This is a genomic window from Methylobacterium sp. CM6257 (assembly GCF_054611515.1).
The window spans coordinates 3,292,628-3,313,242 of sequence record NZ_CM137735.1; the positions used below are offsets into that span (position 1 = coordinate 3,292,628).

Consider the following 20,615-nt stretch of genomic DNA (forward strand, 5'->3'; position numbering starts at 1 on the left):
GCTGTATCCGTGAGAGCGGCTCTCTGCCTGCTGAGGCACGCTGAAGGTGGGACGGTCTCCCGATGAAGAGGGCTATGGTGCTTCGGTGATCCGCGGATCTGCGCGAGCGCGTCGTTGCTTCCCAATGGCGAGCAACTCGTGTGTCGGCGGAGTGCATCACCATGTGCATGGCAGCCTTTGCAGCCTTTCAAGCCGCCAAAGCGTTCTTCTAAAGAAGATGCTTTCTCGTTGGCCTCGTTTGGCCAAAGCTCCAGCGACGCCTATGGTAAAGTTCGAAGACGGCGCCGTTCAGATCGATGCGGCAGTGATCGGTGAGGGGCTCGGGATTGAGCCTTCACTGGTCCAGAGCCGAGTGCGAGAAGGGAAGATCACGAGCCGGTACGAACGCGGCATTGATGAAGACGTCGGTTGTCACCGGCTGACGTTCTTCACGGAGAGTCAGCGATTGACTCTGATCGTCGATGATGCCGGGAACGTGCTTCAGCGCTCCGTGATCGACTTCGGCAGTCGCACTCTGCCCGCAGGGCTGCGGCGGCCGACTTCACCCTCAAAACCCCGAAGGGAAAGAAGAAGACCATGATCATCGAGGCGCCGAGTCAGGTCCCGCAGTACGCGTTGCTGCAACAGATCGGAAGGCTGCGCCTGTGTAAGGGTGGCGGGTGTGCCAAGCACGGATGACGCAGGCATTGCTCGGGCTGTGCACGTGGCCGCGGTGGTCGTCTGGATCGGCGGCGCGGCGATGGCCACCACGGTAATTCTTCCGCTGGTCCGGAGTAAGGAGTGGCCGATCGAGATGGGGATCATCTTGTTCGAGGCCGTCGAGCGCCGCTTTGTCCGGCAGGCACGGACCGCTGTCGTGCTGGTTGGGTTGAGCGGCTTCTACATGGTCGGCCGATATGGTTTGTGGAGCCGCTTCGCCGCGACTTCTTTCTGGTAGATGCACGCGATGGTCGCCGTATGGTTCATCTTTATGCTGCTCCTGTTCGTGATTGAGCCGTTCATCCTGTGCAGCCGGGTCCGCCGAGCGCCCTCGACCGACGAGCCGACGTTCGCCCCACCCTCGAAAGCCGGCGTGATCGCCTTTGCGACAGCCACGGGCCAGCGGAGCGCGGTCGCTCGGTCAGTTTTCTGCGAGCGTGTTAGCCCAGGCTGGGTCCGGCTCCGGACGGAGGATTGTTTGGGCGGGTGACCGGCGCGACCACGATGAGGACGAGGCGGATCAGCACGCGGACCGGACCAATGCCCAACAATCCGACTAGTAATGTTACGCTTGCGCTCAAGGTCACTTCAGAAATTGGGTTAAATTTTTGTAACGAGCAACATAGATCGTCGTTTCGTCTTATCATTGTATCAGTGAGCGTAAATGAATTTGCTCAACAAACTTAGCAGAGGAGGCATCCCATGCGCATGGAATTTCTTGTCGTGCTTACGAGCGCGGCCGTATCGCTGGCAAGCCCGGCTTTTGCCACCTCGATCACAAATCAGGACACCAAGGATCACACCGTCACGGTTGACCGTGGCGTTAAGGAAGGCCAGCAGAAGATCGCTGTCGGCACAACGGCACAGGTGAATTGTCCTGCGGGATGCGGTTTTACCGTAGAGGGTTCGGGTTATGGCCGGGAGCCCAGCAACGACGACAAGCTGGTGATCAAGAAGGACGGCATGTTGGACTACGCCGACCACGCTTGGTGAGCGATATGCCGGCTGGGCACCTGCTCACCTGATCAGGAGCTCGGCCCGCAAGCTCCATAAACCGCCCTTTTGCGAATGGCCCCTGATACCGGATCGGGGCATCGCGGCGGCAGCCCTTTAGGGGCGGCAAGCTCGCCAACTCCGCTGAGTCGCTTCAGCGAGCCGGAGCGATGAGGGCGGCCCTGAAGCGTGGCACTTGCTCGACGAGGCAGGAACTCAGCACTCCTGCTGCAACAGCATGATCATCCGGACCAATTCGGATAGACCTCCCGCCTGCATTTTGCTCATGACGTGAGCTCGGTAGATCTCGACCGTCCGGTGGCTGATGCCCAGCTCCTCAGCAATGACCTTGTTGGCTTTGCCCGCGACGAGGCCGTCCAGAACCTGATGCTCCCGCTCTGAGAGACTGCGCTTCCGCTCAGTAACGGTTGCACGCAGTACAGCGCGATCGGCCTGTTCCTCTCGAAGCGCCAATGCAGTCTCAACGGCCCGAAGCAAATCCTCATCTTCGAACGGCTTCTCAAGAAAATCGCTTGCGCCCAGCCTCATAGCCTCCACCGCGAGCGGCACATCGCCATGACCCGTGATGACGATGATCGGTAGTGGTGAGCCGAGTTCCTTCAGCCTCGCGGCAAGCTCTAGGCCTGACATGCCCGGCATCCGGACATCCGTCACGACGCAGCCGCCCTGCGCGAGTGGCTGTTGTTCCAGAAAGGCTGTTGCAGCCTCATGGGTCTGCACGGTGAAGCCGCAAGTGCTCAGCAGCATCCGAAGGGAATCGCGGACAGCCTCGTCATCGTCGATCACGTGAACCAAGCGTGCATCCGACATCAGACGGGAACCCCGCTGCTTGTGCCCGCACGGGGCAAGGTGAAGTGGAAGACGGTACCGCCAGATCGGTTCGGCTCCGCCCAGATGCGGCCACCGTGCGCCTCGATGATCGTCCGGCAGACGGAGAGGCCCACGCCCATGCCGCGGGCGCCCTTCGTGGTCACGAAGGGCTGGAACAGCTGATCGGCAACCTCCGGACTGATGCCGGAGCCGGTATCTGCGACAGAAACCCGGGCGACGTCGGGCGAGAGGGCGACCACATCCACGGTCAGCTCCCGCTCGGTCGACGTCTCCATCGCCTCCAACGCGTTGCGCATGAGATTAAGCAGAACCTGCTGGATCTGAACCTTGTCGACGAGCACGCTCGTCACCGCGGCATCTCGTTCGACTCGCACGCGCACCCCACGCTCCTCGGCCCCGACGAGAGCGAGTGCGCTGGCCTCCTGCAGAAGCTCGGGTAAGCTTTCGACGCGACGGTCGCACTCCCCACGCGAGACGAACTCGCGCAGGCGACGGATGATCTGCCCGGCTCGCAGAGCCTGATCGGCCGCCTTGGTCATGGCCTCAATCGCAACGCTCTCGGGTTGCTCGGCAACGATCAGGCGGCGACCCGCCTTCAGGTAGTTGGTGATGGCCGCGAGGGGTTGGTTCAATTCGTGGGCCAGGGTCGCTGCCATCTCGCCCATGGCAGACAGGCGCGACATGTGGAGCAGTTCAGCCTGCATCTCCTGAAGACGGCGCTCGGTCTGCTGCCGCTCAGTCAGGTCGCGCACGAATCCAGTATAGTACTTACGCCCGCCGGAGGTCATCTCGCCGATCGCGAGTTCCATCGGAAAGGTGCTCCCATCTTTCCGCTGACCGGTCACCACGCGTCCCTTGGCTATAATCCGCCGCTCGCCTGTCCGCGCATAGCGTTCGAGATAGCCATCGTGCGCGTCCCGGTCCGGAGCGGGCATTAACATCTTTACATTCCGTGCTTCGACTTCGGCCGCCGACCAACCGAACGTCCGTTCAGCCGCGGCGCTGAAGGACTGAACGAGACCATGTTCGTCAATGACAATCATGGCATCTGGAACAGTCTCGAGAATGGATTTGAGATGCGCCTGCTGCTGTAGCAGCGCTCCGGTCACCTCCAGAGCGCGGCGCTGAGCTTGGCGGAGGCGCTCGGCGCCGATTGCGATGTAGCCTCCCAAACCTGCGAAGAGAACGGCATCGACTTGATTGCCGAAGATGATCCCCTGCCGGAACAGGATGGCCGACCCCATGATGACGCCAGCCGCCGTCGCAAAGAGGCCGGGGAGGAGGCCCCCGCCGGCAGCAGCCACCAGCACAGCCGGCACGAGAAAAAGAAAGACGACGCGATCGCCGAGGTAAGGGTCCAGCAGAATCCGAAGACCGCCTCCGATTAGCACCAGGCCGACTGCGTACAGGTACGGGATGTACGGAGCGAGAGTACGATACTCTGTGCTCCCGGCAGAGTACCGATCGCCCGCACGCAGGGAAGGAACCGGCGGTTGACTGGACATGATCTTGTTAAATCCATCTCTTCCTAGGAGACAAGCGGGCGGCGGCGCTGCAATAGCCGAGCTCCTCCCGTGAGAATTACGGGAAAGGTCCTGTCGGGTAGAACGCCTCCCTAAACGCCGTGAAGAGCCCCCAACGTTCGTTCTCCGGTGTTCCCTAGCTCGCTCTCCTCGGGCCCGATTTCAGCCGCCACTTTCAGCGTGAAAAGGCCAGCGCCATAGGAGCGCTTCGGTCATCCGTGCCCATCCACCTCAGTCTGTGGGCGCGTTCCTGGGAAGCTCTTGCGCTGGATCAATGCGGCTGCGCTGCTCAGAACCCCTGGTGAAAGGACTCCCTCCTGCCGGACCCGGCGACCTGAAGACGAAGCCATGCCCAACGGCGCCGCGACTGCGCACCTCTACAAGCCCAAGCTCGTCACCGCCTTGGCGGAGGGCTACGGAGTGGCAACGCTCCGCCGCGACGTCATGGCCGGGCTGACTGTCGCCATCGTTGCCTTGCCGCTCTCCATGGCCATCGCCGTCGCGTCTGGAGTCTCGCCGGACCGGGGGCTCTACGCGGCCATCGTAGGTGGCTTCGTCGTCTCCGCCCTCGGCGGCAGCCGCTTCCAGATCGGTGGTCCGGCGGGCGCCTTCATCGTCCTCGTCTCGGCCACCGTTGCCCGTCTCGGCGTCGACGGTACCCTCCTTGCCGTGCTGCTCTCCGGCCTATTGCTGACTCTCGTCGGCGCGCTCCGGCTGGGCTCGCTGATCCGGCACATCCCTCACGCGGTCACCGTCGGCTTCACGGCGGGGATCGCCTGTACGATCCTGGCCAGTCAGTTGAAGGAACTGGGCGGCCTCAAACTGGACGGCGCTGAGCCCGGACCGGTCATCCCGAAGCTCGTGGCCATCGTCAACGCCTTGCCAACCCTCAATCCGATCGCGCTTGCCCTGGGTTGCGGGGTCGCAGTGGCGGTCTTCGCGCTGCGGCGATGGAAGCCTTCCCTTCCTGGCATGCTCATATCCGTTGCCGCCGCCTCAGCCCTGGCTTGGCTAGGTGGCCTCGACGTCGCCACCGTCGGGAGCAGCTTCGGCAGCCTACCGCACGGCCTGCCTATGCCTCAGCTACCGCAGGTGACATCCCAATCACTGCGCGACGTCTTCCCGACTGCCCTGGCCTTCACGCTGCTGGGCGGTATCGAGAGCCTGCTGTCGGCCAAGGTTGCCGACAGCATGACGGACCGCATCCACCGCTCGAACATGGAACTGATCGCCCAGGGCATCGCCAACGTCGCTTCCGCCCTGTTCGGTGGCATCAGCGTGACCGGCACGATAGCTCGAACCGCGACCAACATCCGTGCCGGCGCGGCAAGCCCGGTCTCCGGCATGCTGCACTCGGCCTTCCTCCTTCTCTTCATGCTGGTCGCAGCTCCGCTCGCCGGCTTCGTGCCGCTGGCGGCTCTGGCGGGTGTGCTGGTGGTCGTCTCTTGGAACATGGCGGAGAAGAGCGAGTTCGCGCGGCTCCTGAAGAACTGGCGCACGGCCGCGGTACTTCTCGTCACCTTCGGCCTGACCCTGCTAGAGGACCTGACCGCCGGCATCGTCGCCGGCTGCGTGCTCGCCGCCGTGCTTGCTGTGATGCACCGCGGTGTTCCGGAGGAAGGCGCCTGAAGTTGTGCTTCCTCCGCCATGCGTCAGGCCGGCACCCGTCGGCTCCGGACTGGCTTCGGTCTAGTGGAGACCGGTTTGGTTGGCGCTGCGCATCTCGAACTGAACGGGGCTGACGAAGCCGAGCGTCATGCGCGGGCTACTATGCGTCGCGTGTGAGAGCGGAAGGTGGAGCGGACATGGGCGAGCAGCACGAGATCCTCGCACTGCCGCGCCGATGCAGGCCGTTGCCTCCAGGCGAAGGAGCCGCACGGGCTCACCTTGAGGACCTTGCACAGACGCTGGACGGGGAACTCTCCTCGCCGCATCGATGAGCTGGAACCGCATCGACGTCCCTCGTTGACGAAAAATGCCATGGCCCGTTTCAGGATCTCCCGTTCCTGGCGCAGCACCTCGTTCTCGCGCCGCAGGCGCTTGAGCTCGGTGGCCATGTCCTCCTGCCGGGCGGCCGGCGGCGCGTCCATATCCCGATCACGCTGCCCGTCGATCCGGTGGTGCAAGGTCGAGGGCTCGACGGCGAGATCGGCGGCGACCGCGCGGCGCGAACGACCGCTCGTCTGGGCGAGCCGGACCGCCTCGGCGCGAAACTCAGGTGTGAACCGCCCCTTGGGTTCTGCCATCGGAGGCCTCCACGGAAAGAGCTCTCCACTCCAGACAGGCTCTCACCCCGAAGGCAGCATGGCTGCGAGTTCCCGGCAGATCGCAGGGCCGCCCTCGTCGAGGCTGAAGCGGGCCGCGGCGCGGTCCGACATGGTCAGAATCCCGACTCGCGCCGCGCCCATGACTATCCTCCGGTGACGCTCATGTGCCGCGCGACGGCGGGACTGGAGATGCGGTCGACAACGAAGTCGTGGCCCCTCGGCTTGTGCGCGATGGCGTCGTCGATGGCCGCTTGGAGGAGCCCGTCGGCCTCGGAACCGCGCAGCGCGGCGCGCAGGTCACGCCCCTCCTCGTGCCCGAGGCAGGTGTAGAGCATCCCGGCGCAGGTCACCCGGACCCGGTTGCAGCCCTCGCAGAAGTTGTGGGTCAGCGGCGTGATGAAGCCGAGTCGACCGCCCGTCTCGGCGACGCGCGCGTAGCGGGCCGGCCCCGCGGACCGGTAGGCGACGGGTTCGAGCGTCAGGGTGCGCGACAGGCGCCGGCGCACCGCATCGAGGGGGAGAAACCGCTCCGCGCGGTCATGACCGATCTCGCCGAGGGGCATGGCCTCGATCAGGGTGAGGTCCATGCCCCGCCCATGCGCGAACCGGATGAGGTCCTCCAGCTCGTCCTCGTTGACGCCCCGCAGGGCGACGACGTTGAGCTTCACGGACAAGCCCGCTGTCTGCGCCGCGTCGAGGCCGTCCAGCACCACGGTTAGGTCGCCGCGGCGGGTGATGGCGCGGTACCGGTCCGGGTCCAGGGTATCGAGGGAGACGTTGATGCGCCGGACGCCGCAGGCGGCGAGATCGCGCGCCCGTTGCGCCAGCATCGTTCCGTTCGTCGTCAGGGTCAGCTCGTCCAGTGTCCCCGCCTGCAGGTGCCGGGCCAGGCTCCCCAGCAGACCGGTCACGTCGCGGCGGACGAGCGGTTCGCCGCCGGTGAGCCGGATCTGGCGCACGCCACGCGCCACGAAGGCTGAGCAGAGCCGGTCGAGTTCCTCCAGGGTCAGGAGATCTCGCCGGGGCAGGAAGCTCATCTGCTCCGACATGCAGTAGGTGCAGCGCAGGTCGCAGCGGTCCGTGACCGAGACGCGCAGGTAATTCACATGGCGGCCGTACCCGTCGACGAGAGGCTGGCCGCTTCCGAAGAGCGCCGCACAGGTCATCACAGGGTCTCCGCGCGCGGTCGGGTGAGCCGACGGGTCCGGGGCGGTTCAGTGGTCGTGTCCGCACGCATGGGAGCCTCCCTGCGGCTTGAGGGCGAATTCGACCATGCGGCGCAGGCAGGCGAGACCGGGCTCCGAGGTCTGTCCCATGACCCCGATCATGCTGACCCAGTCCGCGTCGGAGGCAGCGTCGGAGAACAGGCGGACGGCGCGCGCCGCGAATGCGCCGGGCGCCACCCCGTCCTGTTCGGCAGCCTCATGGACACGGCCAAGCAGGATGAGGTCATCGAGGCGGATCAAGGCCTCGGTGGCAACGGCCTCGTCGTCGAGTTGCGCGATGATGTCGCCGAGCAGCATGGGACCCTCAATGAACGTTGAGCGCGCCGGGCGCCGGGATCTCGATGCCCTCGATCCGGGCCTGCCCGAGCAGCCGCGCGACGTACTGCGCCTGGGCTCTCCGCCGCACCGCCTCGGCGAGGTAGATCGCGATCCGGTCGTGCACGATCTCGAACGGCACCGTGCCGCCCTCGATGCGGCGGTCGAGGCGGATGACGTGGAACCCGTAGCGGGTCTCGACCGGCTCGGACGAGACCTCACCCGGTCGCATCGCGCGGAGCGCCCTCTCGAACTCCGGTGTGGTCTGCCCGGTTGTGACCTGGCCGAGGCTGCCGCCGAGTTCGCCCGAAGGACAGGCCGAGTGGGTGCGCGCGAGGTCCGCGAAGGCGTCCGGCTCCTTCGCCAGCATCGCGATGACCATCTCGGCGTTGAGCCGGGCCAGTGCGTAGCCGGTGGCGTCATCCGCCCGGGCGGCGAACAGGATGTGCGCGGCCTCGAAGATGTCCGGAGACCGGAAGCGGGCGGGGTTGCGCGCGTGGTAGCGCCTGCACTCCGCCTCGGTCGGCTCCGGGACCGCCACCTCCCGCTCGACGAGGGCGCGCATGCAGGCCTCCTCGTCGGTCTCGCGCCGCCCCTCCGCGTCGGTTGCGGGCTCGGCCCGGATGCCGAGGCGCTTGGCCTCCTGCGACAGGGCCTCGCGCAGGACGAGGGCGAGCGCGGCCGCCTTCCAGGCCGCCACCGGCGTCGGGGCGGCGTGGTTCTGGACCTCGCGCGCGATCACCGCGCGGGAGATGGCCACCCCATTGACCCGGATCGGGGTCTTGGGGCCGTTCGGCAGGGTTTGGGCTGAGCAGGCGGACATCGATCGGTCCCGGAGAGTGCGGCGGGAGAGGCCCGGGGCAAGGCCCCGGGTGCTGGATCACTCGGCGGGCTGCGGGGCCCGGACGGGGCGCACGCCCAAGGCGACGGGAACGGGCGCGCCCTGCCCTGCGGCGCGCGGCTTCTTGGTGCGCACCACCTGATAGCCGCGGCGTCCGAGGTACCAGACCGGCGCCGACCAGACGTGGACCAAGCGGGTGAACGGGAAGACCAGGAAGATGGTCATGCCGAGCACGAGGTGCAGCTTGAACACCGGGTTCACGTCGGCGACGAGACCCGCGACGCCGGGCTTCAGCGTCAGCACGCCCTGCGCCCAGTTCATGAACTTGACCATCTCGTGCCCGTCCATGTGGCCGAGCGAGACCGGGATCGTCGACAGGCCGAGGATCAGCTGGGCGTAGAGCATCAGCAGGATCGCCGTATCCGAGAAGGACGAGGTCGCCCGGATGCGCGGGTCGAAGAGGCGGCGGTGGACGAGCAGGGTCAGGCCGACGAAACAGGCCGTTCCGGCGATGCCGCCCGCCACGATGGCGAGGCCCTGCTTGAAACCGTGGCCGATGCCCAGCGCGTCGAAGACCGCGATGGGCGTCAGGAGCCCGACGAAGTGGCCAGCGAAGATGGCCAGGATGCCGACGTGGAACAGCACCGAGCCGAGGATGAGCTGCTTGCGGCGCAGGAGCTGGCTGGAGCCCGTCTTCCACGTGTACTGCTCGCGGTCGAAGCGGACGAGGGAGCCGACCAGGAACAGGGTCAGGCAGAGGTACGGGTACCAGCCGAACAGAATGTGATTGAGATCGACGGCCATGGCCTTCTCTCCTCAGGCGCGGGAGGACAGGTGCGTGAAGACGGTGCGGTCGGGATGGCCTGCCGGCGCGGCGACGCCGGGGGCGGGGCGCCGGGCCTGCCGGACCTTGGCCGCGAGGCTGTCGACGCCGCAATCGGCGGCCGAGCCGAGCCCGAAGCGGACCTCCTCCTCTTCCCAGGCGGCGTCGAGCGCCCGGAGGTCGGTCGGATCGTCGCCCGCATCCGGCACCACGGCTTCGAGCGCCTCGGGTGTCGGCTGAGCGGCCGCGATGGCGACGAGCGCCTCGAACACCGCGGCGTAGGCCGAATCCTTCTTGCGCAGCCGCTCGCCGATGGCGGCGAGCACGTGAGCGGGCTCGGACAGGAGCTGGCGCGCCTCGACCTGCGGCCGCAAAGAGCAGTATTCGAGGAAGAGCGGAACGTAGTCCGGGAGCTCGCCGCAATCGATGTCGAACCCGCCCGCTTCGTAGAGCGCCTTCAGGTCGACCATGGCCTGCCCGCGGTCGCGGCTCTCGCCGTGGACGTGCTCGAACAGGTGCAGGGAGAGGGCGCGTGTGCGGTCGAACAGCAGCCCGTAGCGCTCCTGGAGTTCGTAGACGTCCTCGGCGGCGAGCGCCGACAGGAGTGGCTCCAGCGCGTCGAGTTGCGGCAGGGCCAGGACCCCTTCCGCGCGCAGCACGGCGTGGATCTCGGGCACGGCCAGCGCGAGGTCGCGCGAGGGGTAGGTCAGCACGGCCGAGAGGGCCTTCAGGGTCTTCATGATCGGTCTCAGCCTCAGGCGACTTCCATGGGGGTCTTGGCCTTGGCGGGCTTCTTCGCGCCGAACAGGTTCGTCTCGCTGATGCCGCCCGAGCAGCCGTTGCCGAAGGAGAAGCCGCAGGAGCCGCGCAGGTCGTAGGCGTCCTCGATGCCCATCTCGCGGTGGCTGGTCGGGATCACGAACCGGTCCTCGTAGTTCGCGATGGCCATGACCCGGTACATCTCCTCGATCTGCGCGCCGGTCAGCCCGACCCGCTTCGCGAGCGCCTCGTCCACCACGCCGTCGAAGGTCTTGGCGCGCATGTAGCCCCGCATGGCGAGCATGCGCTCCAGGCCGGCAACCACCGGTGCTTCCTTGCCCGCCGTCAGGAGGTTGGCGAGGTACTTCACCGGGATGCGCAGGCTCTTCACGTCCGGCATCTCGCCATCGAGGCCGATCTTGCCCGCCGATGCGGCCGACTGGATCGGCGAGAGCGGCGGCACGTACCAGACCATCGGAAGGGTCCGGTATTCGGGGTGGAGCGGGAAGGCGATCTTCCACTCCATCGCCATCTTGTAGACCGGCGAGCGCCGGGCGGCCTCCAGCCACGCCTCGGCGATGCCGGCCTTGCGGGCTTCGGCGATCACGCGCGGGTCGGACGGGTCGAGGAAGACCTTGAGCTGCGCCTCGTAGAGATCCTGCTCGTCGCGGGTGGAGGCGGCCGCCTCGATCCGATCGGCGTCGTAGAGCACGACGCCCAGGTAGCGGATGCGGCCGACGCACGTCTCCGAGCACACGGTCGGCTGCCCCGCTTCCAGGCGCGGGTAGCAGAGGGTGCATTTCTCGGACTTACCCGAGGACCAGTTGTAGTAGATCTTCTTGTAGGGACAACCGGAGACGCACATGCGCCAGCCGCGGCACTTGTCCTGGTCGATCAGGACCACCCCGTCCTCCTCGCGCTTGTAGATCGCGCCGGAGGGGCAGGAGGCGACGCAGGCCGGGTTGAGGCAATGCTCGCACAGCCGCGGCAGGTACATCATGAAGGTGTTCTCGAACTGGCCGTAGATCTCCTCCTCGACCCCTTCGAAGTTCTTGTCCTGCCGGCGCTTGGAGAACTCCCCGCCCAGGATCTCCTCCCAGTTCGGCCCCCACTCGATCTTCTCCATACGCGCGCCGGTGATCTTCGAGCGCGGGCGCGCGGTCGGGAAGGCCTGGACCTCGGGTGCCCTCTGCAGATGCTGGTAGTCGAAATCGAACGGCTCGTAGTAGTCGTCGATCTCCGGCAGGTCGGGATTGGCGAAGATGTTGGCGAGGATGCGCCATTTCGAGCCGATGCGCGGCTCGATCCGGCCGTCGCGCCGCCGTGTCCAGCCGCCCTTCCACTTGTCCTGGTTCTCCCAGTCCTTGGGGTAGCCGATGCCGGGCTTGGTCTCGACATTGTTGAACCAGGCGTACTCGACGCCCTCGCGATTGGTCCAGACGTTCTTGCAAGTGACCGAGCAGGTGTGACAGCCGATGCACTTGTCGAGGTTGAGAACCATCGCGATCTGCGCGCGGACTTTCATGGCTTAAGTCCTTCCGACAACCGTCAAATGCGGTGTCGCTGGCTTTTCGGGATATCCGCGGCGCGGGCCGCGGGACATTCGAGTTGTCGCTAAGGGAGATCCCGGAGGTCATGCGACCTCCGGCAGGCAGCTACTCGGCGGCCTGGAGCGCGGGACCCGCCGGCCCGGCGCCCTGGTCGTGCGGCTGCTCGAGCCAGTCGACCTTCGCCATCTTGCGCACGACCACGAACTCGTCGCGGTTCGCACCCACGGTCCCGTAGTAGTTGAAGCCGTAGGAGAGCTGCGCGTAGCCGCCGATCATGTGTGTCGGTTTCAGGACCGCCCGGGTGACCGAGTTATGGATGCCGCCGCGCTGGCCGGTGATGCCGGAGCCCGGCGTGTTCACGATCTTCTCCTGCGCATGGTACATCATGCACATGCCGTCCTTGACGCGCTGGGAGACGACCGCCCGCGCCGAGATCGCGCCGTTGACGTTGTAGACGTCGATCCAGTCGTTGTCGGCGATGCCGGCCTTGCGCGCGTCGTTCTCGCTGATCCAGACCACGGGGCCACCGCGGTTGAGGGTCAGCATCAGCAGGTTGTCCGAATAGGTGGAGTGGATGCCCCACTTCTGGTGCGGGGTGATGAAGTTCAGCACCACCTCGGGATTGCCGTTGTCGACGCGGCCCTGGATCGGCTTGATGGTCTTCAGGTCGATCGGGGGCCGATAGACGCAGAACCCTTCGCCGAAGGCCCGCATCCAGAGATGGTCCTGATAGAGTTGCTGACGCCCGGTCAGCGTCCGCCATGGGATCAGCTCGTGGACGTTCGTGTAGCAGGCGTTGTAGCAGACCTTCTCGGATTCCAGCCCCGACCAGATCGGCGACGAGATGATCTTGCGCGGCTGGGCGACGACGTCGCGGAAGCGGATCTTCTCGTCCTCCTTCGGCAGGGCGAGGTGGGCGTGATCGCGGCCCGTGGCCTTGCCGAGGCTCTCCCAGGCCTTGACCGCGACCTCGCCGTTCGTCTCCGGCGCCAGCATCAGGAGGACCTCGCAGGCATCGATGGCCGTGTCGATGCGCGGAAGCCCCTTGGTCGGCCCCTCCTCGGTCACGACGCCGTTGAGCGCCTTCAGGAGCGCGACCTCGTGCTCCGTGTTCCAGGCCATGCCCTTGCCGCCGTTGCCGACCTTGGTCATCAGCGGCCCGAGCGACGTGAAGCGCTTGTAGAGGTTCGGGTAATCGCGCTCGACCACCGTGACCGTCGGCATGGTCTTGCCGGGGATCGGCTCGACCGCGCCGGTCTTCCAGTCCTGCACGTCGGTGGCTTGCGCCATCTCGGCCGGGGTGTCGTGCAGGATCGGGGTCAGCACCACGTCCGTCTCGACCCCGAGCACCTCGGGGGCGACACGCGAGAACGCCTCGGCCAGCCCCTTGTAGATGTTCCAGTCGGAGCGGGCTTCCCAGACCGGGTCCACGGCCGCCGAGAGCGGGTGGATGAAGGGATGCATGTCCGACGTATTCAGGTCGTCCTTCTCGTACCAGGTGGCGGTCGGCAGCACGATGTCGGAGTAGACGCAGGTCGTCGACATGCGGAAGTCGAGGGTGACCAGGAGGTCGAGCTTCCCTTCCGGCGCCTCATCGTGCCAGACGACCTCGTCGGGCTTGCGGTGGCCTTCCGCGCCGAGATCCTTGCCGAGCACGCCGTTCGTGGTGCCGAGCAGGTGCTTGAGGAAGTATTCGTGCCCCTTGCCCGATGAGCCGAGCAGGTTCGAGCGCCAGACGAACAGGTTGCGCGGCCAGTTCTTCGGGTTGTCGGGATCCTCGCAGGACATCTTCAACTCGCCGGACTTCAGCGCCCGGGCGACGTACTCCTTCGGCTCCAGGCCCGCGGCGGCGGCCTTGGCGGCGATGCCGAGGGGGTTCTGCTCGAGCTGCGGCGCGGAGGGCAGCCAGCCCATCCGTTCGGCGCGGACGTTGTAGTCGATGATGGCGCCGTCCCACGGGCCGGCCGGCGCGGTCGGCGAGAGGATCTCCTTCACGTCGAGGGTCTCGTAGCGCCACTGGTCGGTGTGCGCGTAGAAGGCCGAGGTGGAGTTCTGCTGGCGTGACGGGCGACCCCAATCGAGGGCGAAGGCCAGCGGCGCCCAGCCGGTCTGCGGGCGCAGCTTCTCCTGGCCGACATAGTGCGACCAGCCGCCGCCGGACTGACCCACGCAGCCGCACATGACCAGCATGTTGATCGCGCTGCGATAGTTCATGTCCATGTGGTACCAATGGTTCATCGCGGCGCCGATGATGATCATCGACCGTCCATTGGTCTTCTCGGCGTTCTTGGCGAACTCGCGCGCCACGGTGACGATCTGATCGCGCGGCACGCCGGTGATCTTCTCCGCCCAGGCGGGCGTGTAGGGCTCGTCCGCGTCGAACGCGCGGGCGACGTTGCCGCCGCCGAAGCCGCGGTCGATGCCGTAATTGGCCAGGAACAGGTCGTAGACGGTGGCCACCAGCGCCTCGCCCTCGGTCGTGGCGAGCCGCTTCACGGGCACGCGCCGCTCGATCACGCTGGCGTGGTCGCTGCCCGCGAAATGCTCGTGCGCGATATTGCCGAAATACGGGAAGTCGACCTCCTCGAAGCCGTCCTCAGCGCCGGCGAGCGACAGGCGCAGGTCGACGTCCCCCCCGTCGGAGCGCTTGGCCTCCAGGTTCCACTTGCCGGTCTCGCCCCATCGGAAGCCGACCGAGCCGAGCGGCGCGACGAGCTCGCCCGTGCCGGCGTCGTAGGCGAGGGTCTTCCACTCGGGATTGTTCGCCTCGCCGAGCGCGCCGTCGAGGTCCGAGGCGCGCAGGAAGCGCTCCGGCACCAGCCTTCCGTCCTGGCGGACGAGGCGGACCAGCATCGGCATGTCGGTGTAGCGCTTGGCGTAGTCGACGAAATAGGGAACCTGCCGGTCGACGTGGAACTCGCGCAGGATGACGTGGCCCATGGCCATGCCGAGCGCGGCGTCCGTGCCCTGCTTCACCGAGACCCATAGATCGGCGAATTTGGAGGCCTCCGAGTAGTCGGGGCAGATCACGACGCTCTTGGCGCCGCGGTAGCGAACTTCCGTGTAGAAGTGGGCGTCGGGGGTGCGGGTCTGCGGGACGTTCGAGCCCCACAGGATCAGGAAGCCGGCATTGTACCAGTCCGCGCTCTCGGGCACGTCGGTCTGCTCGCCCCAGGTCTGGGGGGAGGACGGCGGCAGGTCGCAGTACCAGTCGTAGAAGGACATGCAGACGCCGCCGAGCAGCGACAGGTAGCGGGCGCCGGCCGCGTAGGAGACCATCGACATCGCGGGGATCGGCGAGAAGCCGAAGACGCGGTCGGGGCCGTGGGTCTTCACCGTGTAGGCGTTGGCCGCCGCGATGATCTCGTTGACCTCGTCCCAGGTGGCGCGCACGAAGCCCCCATGGCCGCGCTTGGCGGTGTAGGCCTTGCGGCGTTCGGGGTTCTCGACGATATGCGCCCAGGCCGCCACTGGAGTCATCATCACCCGGGCTTCGCGCCAGAGCTTGAGCAGCTGCGAGCGGATGAGCGGATACTTCACCCGGTTGGCCGAGTAGAGATACCACGAGTAGCTTGCGCCGCGGGCACAGCCGCGCGGCTCGTGGTTCGGAAGTTCCGGCCGGGTGCGCGGATAGTCGGTCTGCTGGGTCTCCCAGGTGACGATCCCGCCCTTGACGTAGACCTTCCAGGAACAGGAGCCGGTGCAGTTCACGCCGTGCGTGGAGCGGACGATCTTATCGTGCTGCCAGCGCTTGCGGTAACCGTCTTCCCAGGACCTGTCCTCAGCCGTGACGATGCCGTGACCGCCCGAGAACGTGTCGACGTTCTTCCGAAAGAAGGTCAAGCGGTCGAGAAAATGCGACATGGTCCGGATTTTCCTGGACGACCCGGCGCGAGCGCCGTGGTCGGTTTCGAATTCTTCCAGGAAACAGTGTCCGTTATAGCAAGCTTTAGCCTTGATCTGAGTCAAACGCTACATTGACCGGCGTCCGAACTGCCTGACGCACGCAAACGGCCAGCGGAGAGTCGAGCCCCGCCGGCCGCGCCCGTCATGATGGTGGGCCCGAGACCGCCCGTTGCGCCGTCGTCAGCAGGGGGTGGCGGCACCGCGGCGCGCGTACATCCACCAGTTCATGGCGACGTTGAAGGCGAAGAAGACCGCCAGTCCCTGGAAGACCACGTTCGGACCTCCGAAGGCCCCAAACGCCCAGGCGAACAGCATGCCGAAGGCGAACGGGCCGTAGGCCGCGACCGCACCGGTGAAGCCGATGACGCCGCCGGCCTGCCGGGGCGGGAAGATCATCGGCATCTGCTTGAAGGTGGAGGCGTTGCCAATGCCCGCGAAGGCGAACAGGCCGAGCATCGCGAAGACGAACCAGGGGAAGCTCTCCATCGAGGTCGGCGCCGTGTAGAGCGGGACCAGCGCCGCGCAGGCGGTCATGCCGAGCGCGGCCACCAGCGTGACCTTCGCCCCGCCGAAGCGGTCCGCGACCGGACCGGCCGCGACCCGGAGCAGCGAGCCGACCAGCGGTCCGAGGAAGGCGTAGGTCAGCGGGTCCGGTGCGCCGGGCAGGCTCCCGTAGCACTGCTTGATCAGCAGCGGGAACGTGCCGGCGAGCCCGGAGAACGCGCCGAAGGTCATGATGTAGAGCGAGGTCATCGCCCAGGTGTGGCGCGAGCCGAAGATGTCCATCTGCTCGCGCACGTTCGCCTTCACGGGCACGCTGCGCAAAGCGAGCCACGCCACGAGGGCGAACAGCACGATGAACGGGATGTAGACCGCGGCGGCGTTGTGCAGCCAGACCTGCCGGACCAGCGCGCCCTTGGTCATGGTCTGCGACTCGCCGAGCAGCGTGCCGCCCGCGAGCGCGAAACCGATTACCCAGGGCGTGAGGAACTGGACGACCGATACCCCGAAATTGCCGATGCCGGCCTGGATCGCCAGCGCCGTGCCCTGCAGCCGCTTGGGGAAGAACAGGCTGGTCGAGGGCATGAAGGACGAGAAGTTGCCGCCGCCGAGGCCGGCGAGGAACGCCAGGACGAGGAGTGCCCAGTAGGGGACCGTCGGGTCCTGGACGGCGTAGAACCAGCCGATGGCCGGCACCAGCAGTGAGAGGCTCGCGAAGGTCACGACGTGCCGGGTGCCGAACATCGGCGTCAGGAACATGTGCACGAGGCGCAGCGTACCGCCGGCGAGGCCCGGCATGGCGGCGAGCCAGAAGAGCTGACCGGTGGTGAGCTTGAACCCGACCGCCGGGAGCGCAACGACCAGGGCCGAGACCATGAACCAGACGATGAACGACATCGTGAGGTTGGCGGTGGTGACCCCGAGGGTGCGCCAGGCGAGGCGGCTGCCCTCCTTGGCCCAGAAGGTCGGGTTCTCGGGCTCCCAGCGGGCGAGCCAGGTGCCGCCCGCGGGGCGGACAGGCGCGAGGGTTTGCGTGCCGGCGGTCATGGTCGTTGCCTTTCAGGTCTGGAAGGGAGCGGCCGGGCTCGTCCTGGCTCGGCCGGAGACGGGCCTCACTCGGCCGGGATGCCGGCGAGCGGCGTGCCGGCGGAGGCGGACTGCGCGCGGGATGCGCGGAGCCGCTCGACCTCGGCCCTGAGGGCCGCGATCTCGGGCAGATCCTTGGGCAGGCGGAGTTCGGGATGCTCCCGCTTCTCCAGGGCACGCACAGCGGCGTGCATCCAGGCTGTGCTCACCGCCACGATGGCGAAGAGCAGCATGAAGCAGGAGGTCCAGATTCCGACGACGTCGTTGAGGAAACCGAAGGCGATGGGCATGACGAAACCGCCCAGCCCTCCGATCAGCCCGACTACGCCGCCAACGGCCCCGACCCGGTCGGGGTAGTAGACCGGGATATGCTTGAACACGGCGGCCTTGCCGAGGCTCATGAAGAAGCCGAGGCCGAAGATGAGGATCGTGAAGGCCACGGGACCGAGCGCGAGTTCGAAGGCGATCGGCCCTCGGATGCCGCTGACCACGTAGTGGGTCGCCGGGTACGACAGCAGGAAGGTGCAGACCAAGGAGCCGAGGAAGGTCCAGTACATGACCTTGCGGGCACCGTAGCGGTCCGACAGGCTGCCGCCGAGGATACGGAAGAGCGACCCTGGGATCGAGTAGGCGGCGGCGAGCCAGCCCGCGGTGACGATGTCGAGCCCGTACACGCCCGTGTAGTAGCGCGGCAGCCAGAGCGCGAGGGCGACGAAGCCGCCGAAGACGAAGAAGTAGTACAGGGCGAAGCGCCAGACCTGCAGGTTGGCCAGCGGCACCAGCATGGCCGACAACGGCTCGGGCCTTGCGCCGGCCCGGCGACGCGCGGCGAGGTCCGGGTCGTCCTTGGTGCCGATGTAGAAGACCAGTGCGATCACGACGAGTCCGAGCGCCCAGACCTGGGCGACGGCCTTCCAGCCGAGCGCGACCATCACCAGCGGCGCCAGGAACTTCGTCACCGCGGCGCCGACATTGCCGGCCCCGAAGATGCCGAGCGCGGTGCCCTGCCGCTCTTTCGGAAACCACTTGGAGACGTAGGTCACGCCGACCGAGAAGACGCCGCCCGCGAGACCGACGCCGAGGGCCGCGAGCAGGAAGGTCGGGTAGTCGTAGGCGAAGGTGAGGAGGTAGGTGGCGAGCGCGGCGAGCAGCATGACCGCGAGGGTCACGAGGCGCCCGCCGTACTGGTCGGCCCAGATGCCGAGGAGAAGCCGGACCAGGGACCCGGTGAGGATGGGAGTGCCGACCAATAGGCCGAACTGGGCGTCGCTCAGGCCCAGGTCCTTCTTGATCTGCACGCCGATGATCGAAAAGATCGTCCAGGCCGCGAAGCAGGTCGTGAACGCCAGCGTCGAGAGCCACAAGGCGCGGCGCTGGTCGGAGTTCGTGACGAGAGGCAGATCGTTCATGGCGCCGGCTTCCGAGGCGGGCAGAAGTTGCGGTGCCACCTTCCGGGATATACGTCCGCGCCGTAATTGATCCACGTCAAAGATTGATTTGAGCGGAGATGAGTGTCGCCCCCGACGTCGTCATGTCTTACTCGACTCTACTTGATCCAAGTCAATGCCCGTTCCCGAATGCGTCACGATGCTCGGCGCATGAGCTCCACGACATCCAGGCTGGCGGTCGCCATGGTCTCTGAGGCCGGGTCCGGATCGGCCCCCGGCACGCCCGCCCTGCCCCACCGCCTGTCACGGCACACGATGGAGCACGCGCTGCCCGGCGGCTCGGTGCTGTTCGATCAGGGCGATATTCCGAACTTCCAAGTCGTCCTGGTCTCGGGTTCAGTCCAGCTGTTCGGCCGCTCCACGGACGGACGCGAAGTGCTGATCGAGGTCGTGCGCGCCCCCGACCTTTTGATCCCGGCCGCCGTCCTGACCGGCTCGCCGTACCTGATGCAGGCGCGCGTGCCAGAGCCGTCGCGCTTCCTCCTCGTCCAGGCCGACGCCTTCCGTGAGGCCGTAGACCAAGATCCGCGCCTCGCGAAGGCGGTCCTCGGCACGCTCGCGGAGCAGTTCCGTCGCATGGTGCGGCAGACCAAGAACCTGAAGCTGCGCTCCGCAGCAGAGCGGGTCGGCTGCTACCTGCTCGTCCTGTCGGAACGGCAGGGCACGCCTGACCGCGCGCTGCTGCCTTACGAGAAGCACATGATCGCGTCCGAACTCGGCATGACACGGGAGTCGTTCTCGCGCGCCTTGAACGCCCTTGCTAAATTCGGAGTCGCGGTTGATGGGCAGGACGTCGCCATCCACGACCGGGCGCGGCTGGCCGCGGTGGCGTTGCCCGATCCACTGGTGGATCCACCCTCCACGAACGAGGCGGAAAGGCGGATGCTGGACCTGATCGAGCGGTTGAGGGGAGAGGAACTTCGGCCCCGGCCGCGCTGACGCAAGGCTGCTCCGGAGGTAGCGATCCAGTAGCATGGACCCGGACTGCCAGGGTGCGCCTTGGCGGTCACGACGTGCGAAGCTGGGAGAGGGCCGGTCGGCCTTCACGTTGTCGAACGGGAACCCGGTCAGGCCGCTCAGCCGACGTGGACGGCGACGGCGACCCCGAGCACATTCGCCAAGCCGATCAGCGCGCTCGGGCACACCTCACCGCCTTCTCACCCGGAGCGAAGCGGGCGCGGTCGAGGGACGTGCGGAACGGACGGGCGGCAACGGCTCAGGCGGTGCGTAGCGCGTCGAGGCGCGAGGCGTTCGGGCAGAACTCGGGATAGGTGCAGGCCGCCGTCCCGGCCCAGAGTTCACGGGTGCAGCGGCTGCGCTCCGTGCAATTGAGACAGGCCGCTTCCAACTCCCGCATGGCCTCGGGCTCGCGCTGCCGGATCGCATCGGGATCGAGCCGGAGGCTGCGCATCAGCGTTGCGAGGCTGCGGACCTTCGCGACCGCGTCCGGGCTCATAGGCGCGGGGGCGGAGGCATAGGTCTCCAGCAGTGTGTCCATCATCTCCCCGTCGACGTCCCTGAGTTCCCGGGCAGCCGTGAGCAGGCAGCACCAGGCGTTCATCGAGGCGGCAATGCCGAACGGGTCGAAGGGTTCGGGTTTGCCGGTAGGTGCGGACATGGTGGCCTCTGAAGGGTGCTCAGGTGCCTCGCCGTTGCTGGCACCTCTGTGATTGCGCGCAAACCCGACTCCGTGCGCCGCTACATCGCCTCGAACGAACGGGCGCGACTGGCGCCTGCTGGACGTCTGACATGGCCGGGTCCGGGTAAGATCTGCGCTCGTTAGAGGGGAGACGCCCAGAACGGTCCTTGATCTCGGTCAAGGACCG

General features: G+C 66.8%; 15 protein-coding genes and 3 pseudogenes. 5 read left to right on the plus strand and 13 right to left on the minus strand.

From position 1 onward, the window contains the following. Positions 1 to 262 precede the first annotated feature (262 nt). The 3 genes from ACYCO6_RS16140 to ACYCO6_RS16150 all read left to right on the plus strand — a co-directional run bounded on the left by ACYCO6_RS16140 (position 263) and on the right by ACYCO6_RS16150 (position 1,692). The gene (locus ACYCO6_RS16140) at positions 263 to 580 is read left to right on the plus strand and encodes a DUF6522 family protein (protein ID WP_459772891.1); all 318 of its coding nucleotides are present in this window, start codon (positions 263 to 265) and stop codon (positions 578 to 580) included. 123 nt (positions 581 to 703) lie between these two features. After that, positions 704 to 937 (plus strand): hypothetical protein, encoded by a 234-nt coding sequence (locus ACYCO6_RS16145; RefSeq protein WP_459772892.1) that lies wholly within the window; start codon positions 704 to 706, stop codon positions 935 to 937. Between the two features lie 464 nt (positions 938 to 1,401). Continuing rightward, entirely contained in the window at positions 1,402 to 1,692 is a 291-nt protein-coding gene (locus ACYCO6_RS16150; protein WP_459772894.1) for a hypothetical protein, read from the plus strand. A gap of 216 nt (positions 1,693 to 1,908) precedes the next feature. Here ACYCO6_RS16150 and fixJ read toward each other — a convergent pair whose 3' ends face one another. Together fixJ and ACYCO6_RS16160 are read right to left on the minus strand one after the other, a co-directional pair. Continuing rightward, positions 1,909 to 2,523, minus strand: a complete 615-nt coding sequence (gene fixJ / locus ACYCO6_RS16155) for a response regulator FixJ (protein WP_459772895.1) — start codon at positions 2,521 to 2,523, stop codon at positions 1,909 to 1,911. Then, positions 2,523 to 4,049, minus strand: coding sequence for a PAS domain S-box protein (locus tag ACYCO6_RS16160; protein ID WP_459772897.1), 1,527 nt, complete (start codon positions 4,047 to 4,049; stop codon positions 2,523 to 2,525). The genes fixJ and ACYCO6_RS16160 overlap by 1 nt, the downstream gene beginning before the upstream one ends. A 366-nt stretch (positions 4,050 to 4,415) precedes the next feature. Here ACYCO6_RS16160 and ACYCO6_RS16165 point away from each other — a divergent pair. Further along, positions 4,416 to 5,672: pseudogene (locus ACYCO6_RS16165) on the plus strand (SulP family inorganic anion transporter); the annotation flags it as partial. Positions 5,673 to 5,819: 147 nt separating this feature from the next. Here the strand turns inward: ACYCO6_RS16165 and ACYCO6_RS16170 are convergent. From ACYCO6_RS16170 to ACYCO6_RS16215, 10 genes and pseudogenes are all read right to left on the minus strand, one after another. Beyond that, positions 5,820 to 6,313, minus strand: a pseudogene (locus ACYCO6_RS16170) (transposase); the annotation flags it as partial. 164 nt (positions 6,314 to 6,477) lie between these two features. Beyond that, positions 6,478 to 7,500: a GTP 3',8-cyclase MoaA gene (gene moaA, locus ACYCO6_RS16175; protein WP_459772899.1), complete on the minus strand. Its 1,023-nt coding sequence runs from the start codon at positions 7,498 to 7,500 to the stop codon at positions 6,478 to 6,480. A 48-nt stretch (positions 7,501 to 7,548) separates the two neighbouring features. Beyond that, positions 7,549 to 7,857 (minus strand): hypothetical protein, encoded by a 309-nt coding sequence (locus ACYCO6_RS16180; RefSeq protein WP_459772900.1) that lies wholly within the window; start codon positions 7,855 to 7,857, stop codon positions 7,549 to 7,551. Positions 7,858 to 7,864: 7 nt separating this feature from the next. Next, positions 7,865 to 8,698, minus strand: coding sequence for a peptidylprolyl isomerase (locus ACYCO6_RS16185; protein WP_459772901.1), 834 nt, complete (start codon positions 8,696 to 8,698; stop codon positions 7,865 to 7,867). Positions 8,699 to 8,755: 57 nt separating this feature from the next. Then, positions 8,756 to 9,520: a respiratory nitrate reductase subunit gamma gene (gene narI, locus ACYCO6_RS16190; protein ID WP_459772902.1), complete on the minus strand. Its 765-nt coding sequence runs from the start codon at positions 9,518 to 9,520 to the stop codon at positions 8,756 to 8,758. 12 nt (positions 9,521 to 9,532) lie between these two features. Continuing rightward, positions 9,533 to 10,279 carry a nitrate reductase molybdenum cofactor assembly chaperone gene (narJ, locus tag ACYCO6_RS16195; protein WP_459772904.1) on the minus strand — a complete coding sequence of 249 codons (747 nt, stop codon included), beginning with the start codon at positions 10,277 to 10,279 and terminating at the stop codon, positions 9,533 to 9,535. Positions 10,280 to 10,293: 14 nt separating this feature from the next. Then, positions 10,294 to 11,823, minus strand: a complete 1,530-nt coding sequence (gene narH / locus ACYCO6_RS16200; RefSeq protein WP_459772905.1) for a nitrate reductase subunit beta — start codon at positions 11,821 to 11,823, stop codon at positions 10,294 to 10,296. A 130-nt stretch (positions 11,824 to 11,953) separates the two neighbouring features. Next, entirely contained in the window at positions 11,954 to 15,712 is a 3,759-nt protein-coding gene (locus ACYCO6_RS16205; protein WP_459772907.1) for a nitrate reductase subunit alpha, read from the minus strand. A gap of 222 nt (positions 15,713 to 15,934) precedes the next feature. Next, positions 15,935 to 17,014, minus strand: coding sequence for an MFS transporter (locus tag ACYCO6_RS16210; RefSeq protein WP_459773593.1), 1,080 nt, complete (start codon positions 17,012 to 17,014; stop codon positions 15,935 to 15,937). Further along, a pseudogene (locus tag ACYCO6_RS16215) lies at positions 16,994 to 18,750 on the minus strand (MFS transporter); the annotation flags it as partial. The pseudogene ACYCO6_RS16215 and the gene ACYCO6_RS16210, both read right to left, overlap by 21 nt. A gap of 189 nt (positions 18,751 to 18,939) precedes the next feature. Here ACYCO6_RS16215 and ACYCO6_RS16220 point away from each other — a divergent pair. Beyond that, entirely contained in the window at positions 18,940 to 19,728 is a 789-nt protein-coding gene (locus tag ACYCO6_RS16220; protein WP_459772909.1) for a cyclic nucleotide-binding domain-containing protein, read from the plus strand. 277 nt (positions 19,729 to 20,005) lie between these two features. Here the strand turns inward: ACYCO6_RS16220 and ACYCO6_RS16225 are convergent, their stop codons facing one another. Then, positions 20,006 to 20,407 (minus strand): DUF6455 family protein, encoded by a 402-nt coding sequence (locus tag ACYCO6_RS16225; RefSeq protein WP_459772911.1) that lies wholly within the window; start codon positions 20,405 to 20,407, stop codon positions 20,006 to 20,008. Positions 20,408 to 20,615 lie beyond the last annotated feature (208 nt).

What these genes read in the sequence shown, in the direction of transcription:
- ACYCO6_RS16220 (WP_459772909.1), top strand. Translation starts at nt 18,940, where the DNA reads ATGAGCTCCACGACATCCAGGCTGGCGGTCGCCATGGTCTCTGAGGCC.
- ACYCO6_RS16205 (WP_459772907.1), bottom strand. Translation starts at nt 15,712, where the DNA reads ATGTCGCATTTTCTCGACCGCTTGACCTTCTTTCGGAAGAACGTCGAC.
- narI (WP_459772902.1), bottom strand. Translation starts at nt 9,520, where the DNA reads ATGGCCGTCGATCTCAATCACATTCTGTTCGGCTGGTACCCGTACCTC.
- narJ (WP_459772904.1), bottom strand. Translation starts at nt 10,279, where the DNA reads ATGAAGACCCTGAAGGCCCTCTCGGCCGTGCTGACCTACCCCTCGCGC.
- narH (WP_459772905.1), bottom strand. Translation starts at nt 11,823, where the DNA reads ATGAAAGTCCGCGCGCAGATCGCGATGGTTCTCAACCTCGACAAGTGC.
- fixJ (WP_459772895.1), bottom strand. Translation starts at nt 2,523, where the DNA reads ATGTCGGATGCACGCTTGGTTCACGTGATCGACGATGACGAGGCTGTC.
- moaA (WP_459772899.1), bottom strand. Translation starts at nt 7,500, where the DNA reads ATGACCTGTGCGGCGCTCTTCGGAAGCGGCCAGCCTCTCGTCGACGGG.
- ACYCO6_RS16185 (WP_459772901.1), bottom strand. Translation starts at nt 8,698, where the DNA reads ATGTCCGCCTGCTCAGCCCAAACCCTGCCGAACGGCCCCAAGACCCCG.
- ACYCO6_RS16150 (WP_459772894.1), top strand. Translation starts at nt 1,402, where the DNA reads ATGCGCATGGAATTTCTTGTCGTGCTTACGAGCGCGGCCGTATCGCTG.
- ACYCO6_RS16210 (WP_459773593.1), bottom strand. Translation starts at nt 17,014, where the DNA reads ATGTTCCTGACGCCGATGTTCGGCACCCGGCACGTCGTGACCTTCGCG.
- ACYCO6_RS16160 (WP_459772897.1), bottom strand. Translation starts at nt 4,049, where the DNA reads ATGTCCAGTCAACCGCCGGTTCCTTCCCTGCGTGCGGGCGATCGGTAC.
- ACYCO6_RS16225 (WP_459772911.1), bottom strand. Translation starts at nt 20,407, where the DNA reads ATGTCCGCACCTACCGGCAAACCCGAACCCTTCGACCCGTTCGGCATT.
- ACYCO6_RS16140 (WP_459772891.1), top strand. Translation starts at nt 263, where the DNA reads ATGGTAAAGTTCGAAGACGGCGCCGTTCAGATCGATGCGGCAGTGATC.
- ACYCO6_RS16180 (WP_459772900.1), bottom strand. Translation starts at nt 7,857, where the DNA reads ATGCTGCTCGGCGACATCATCGCGCAACTCGACGACGAGGCCGTTGCC.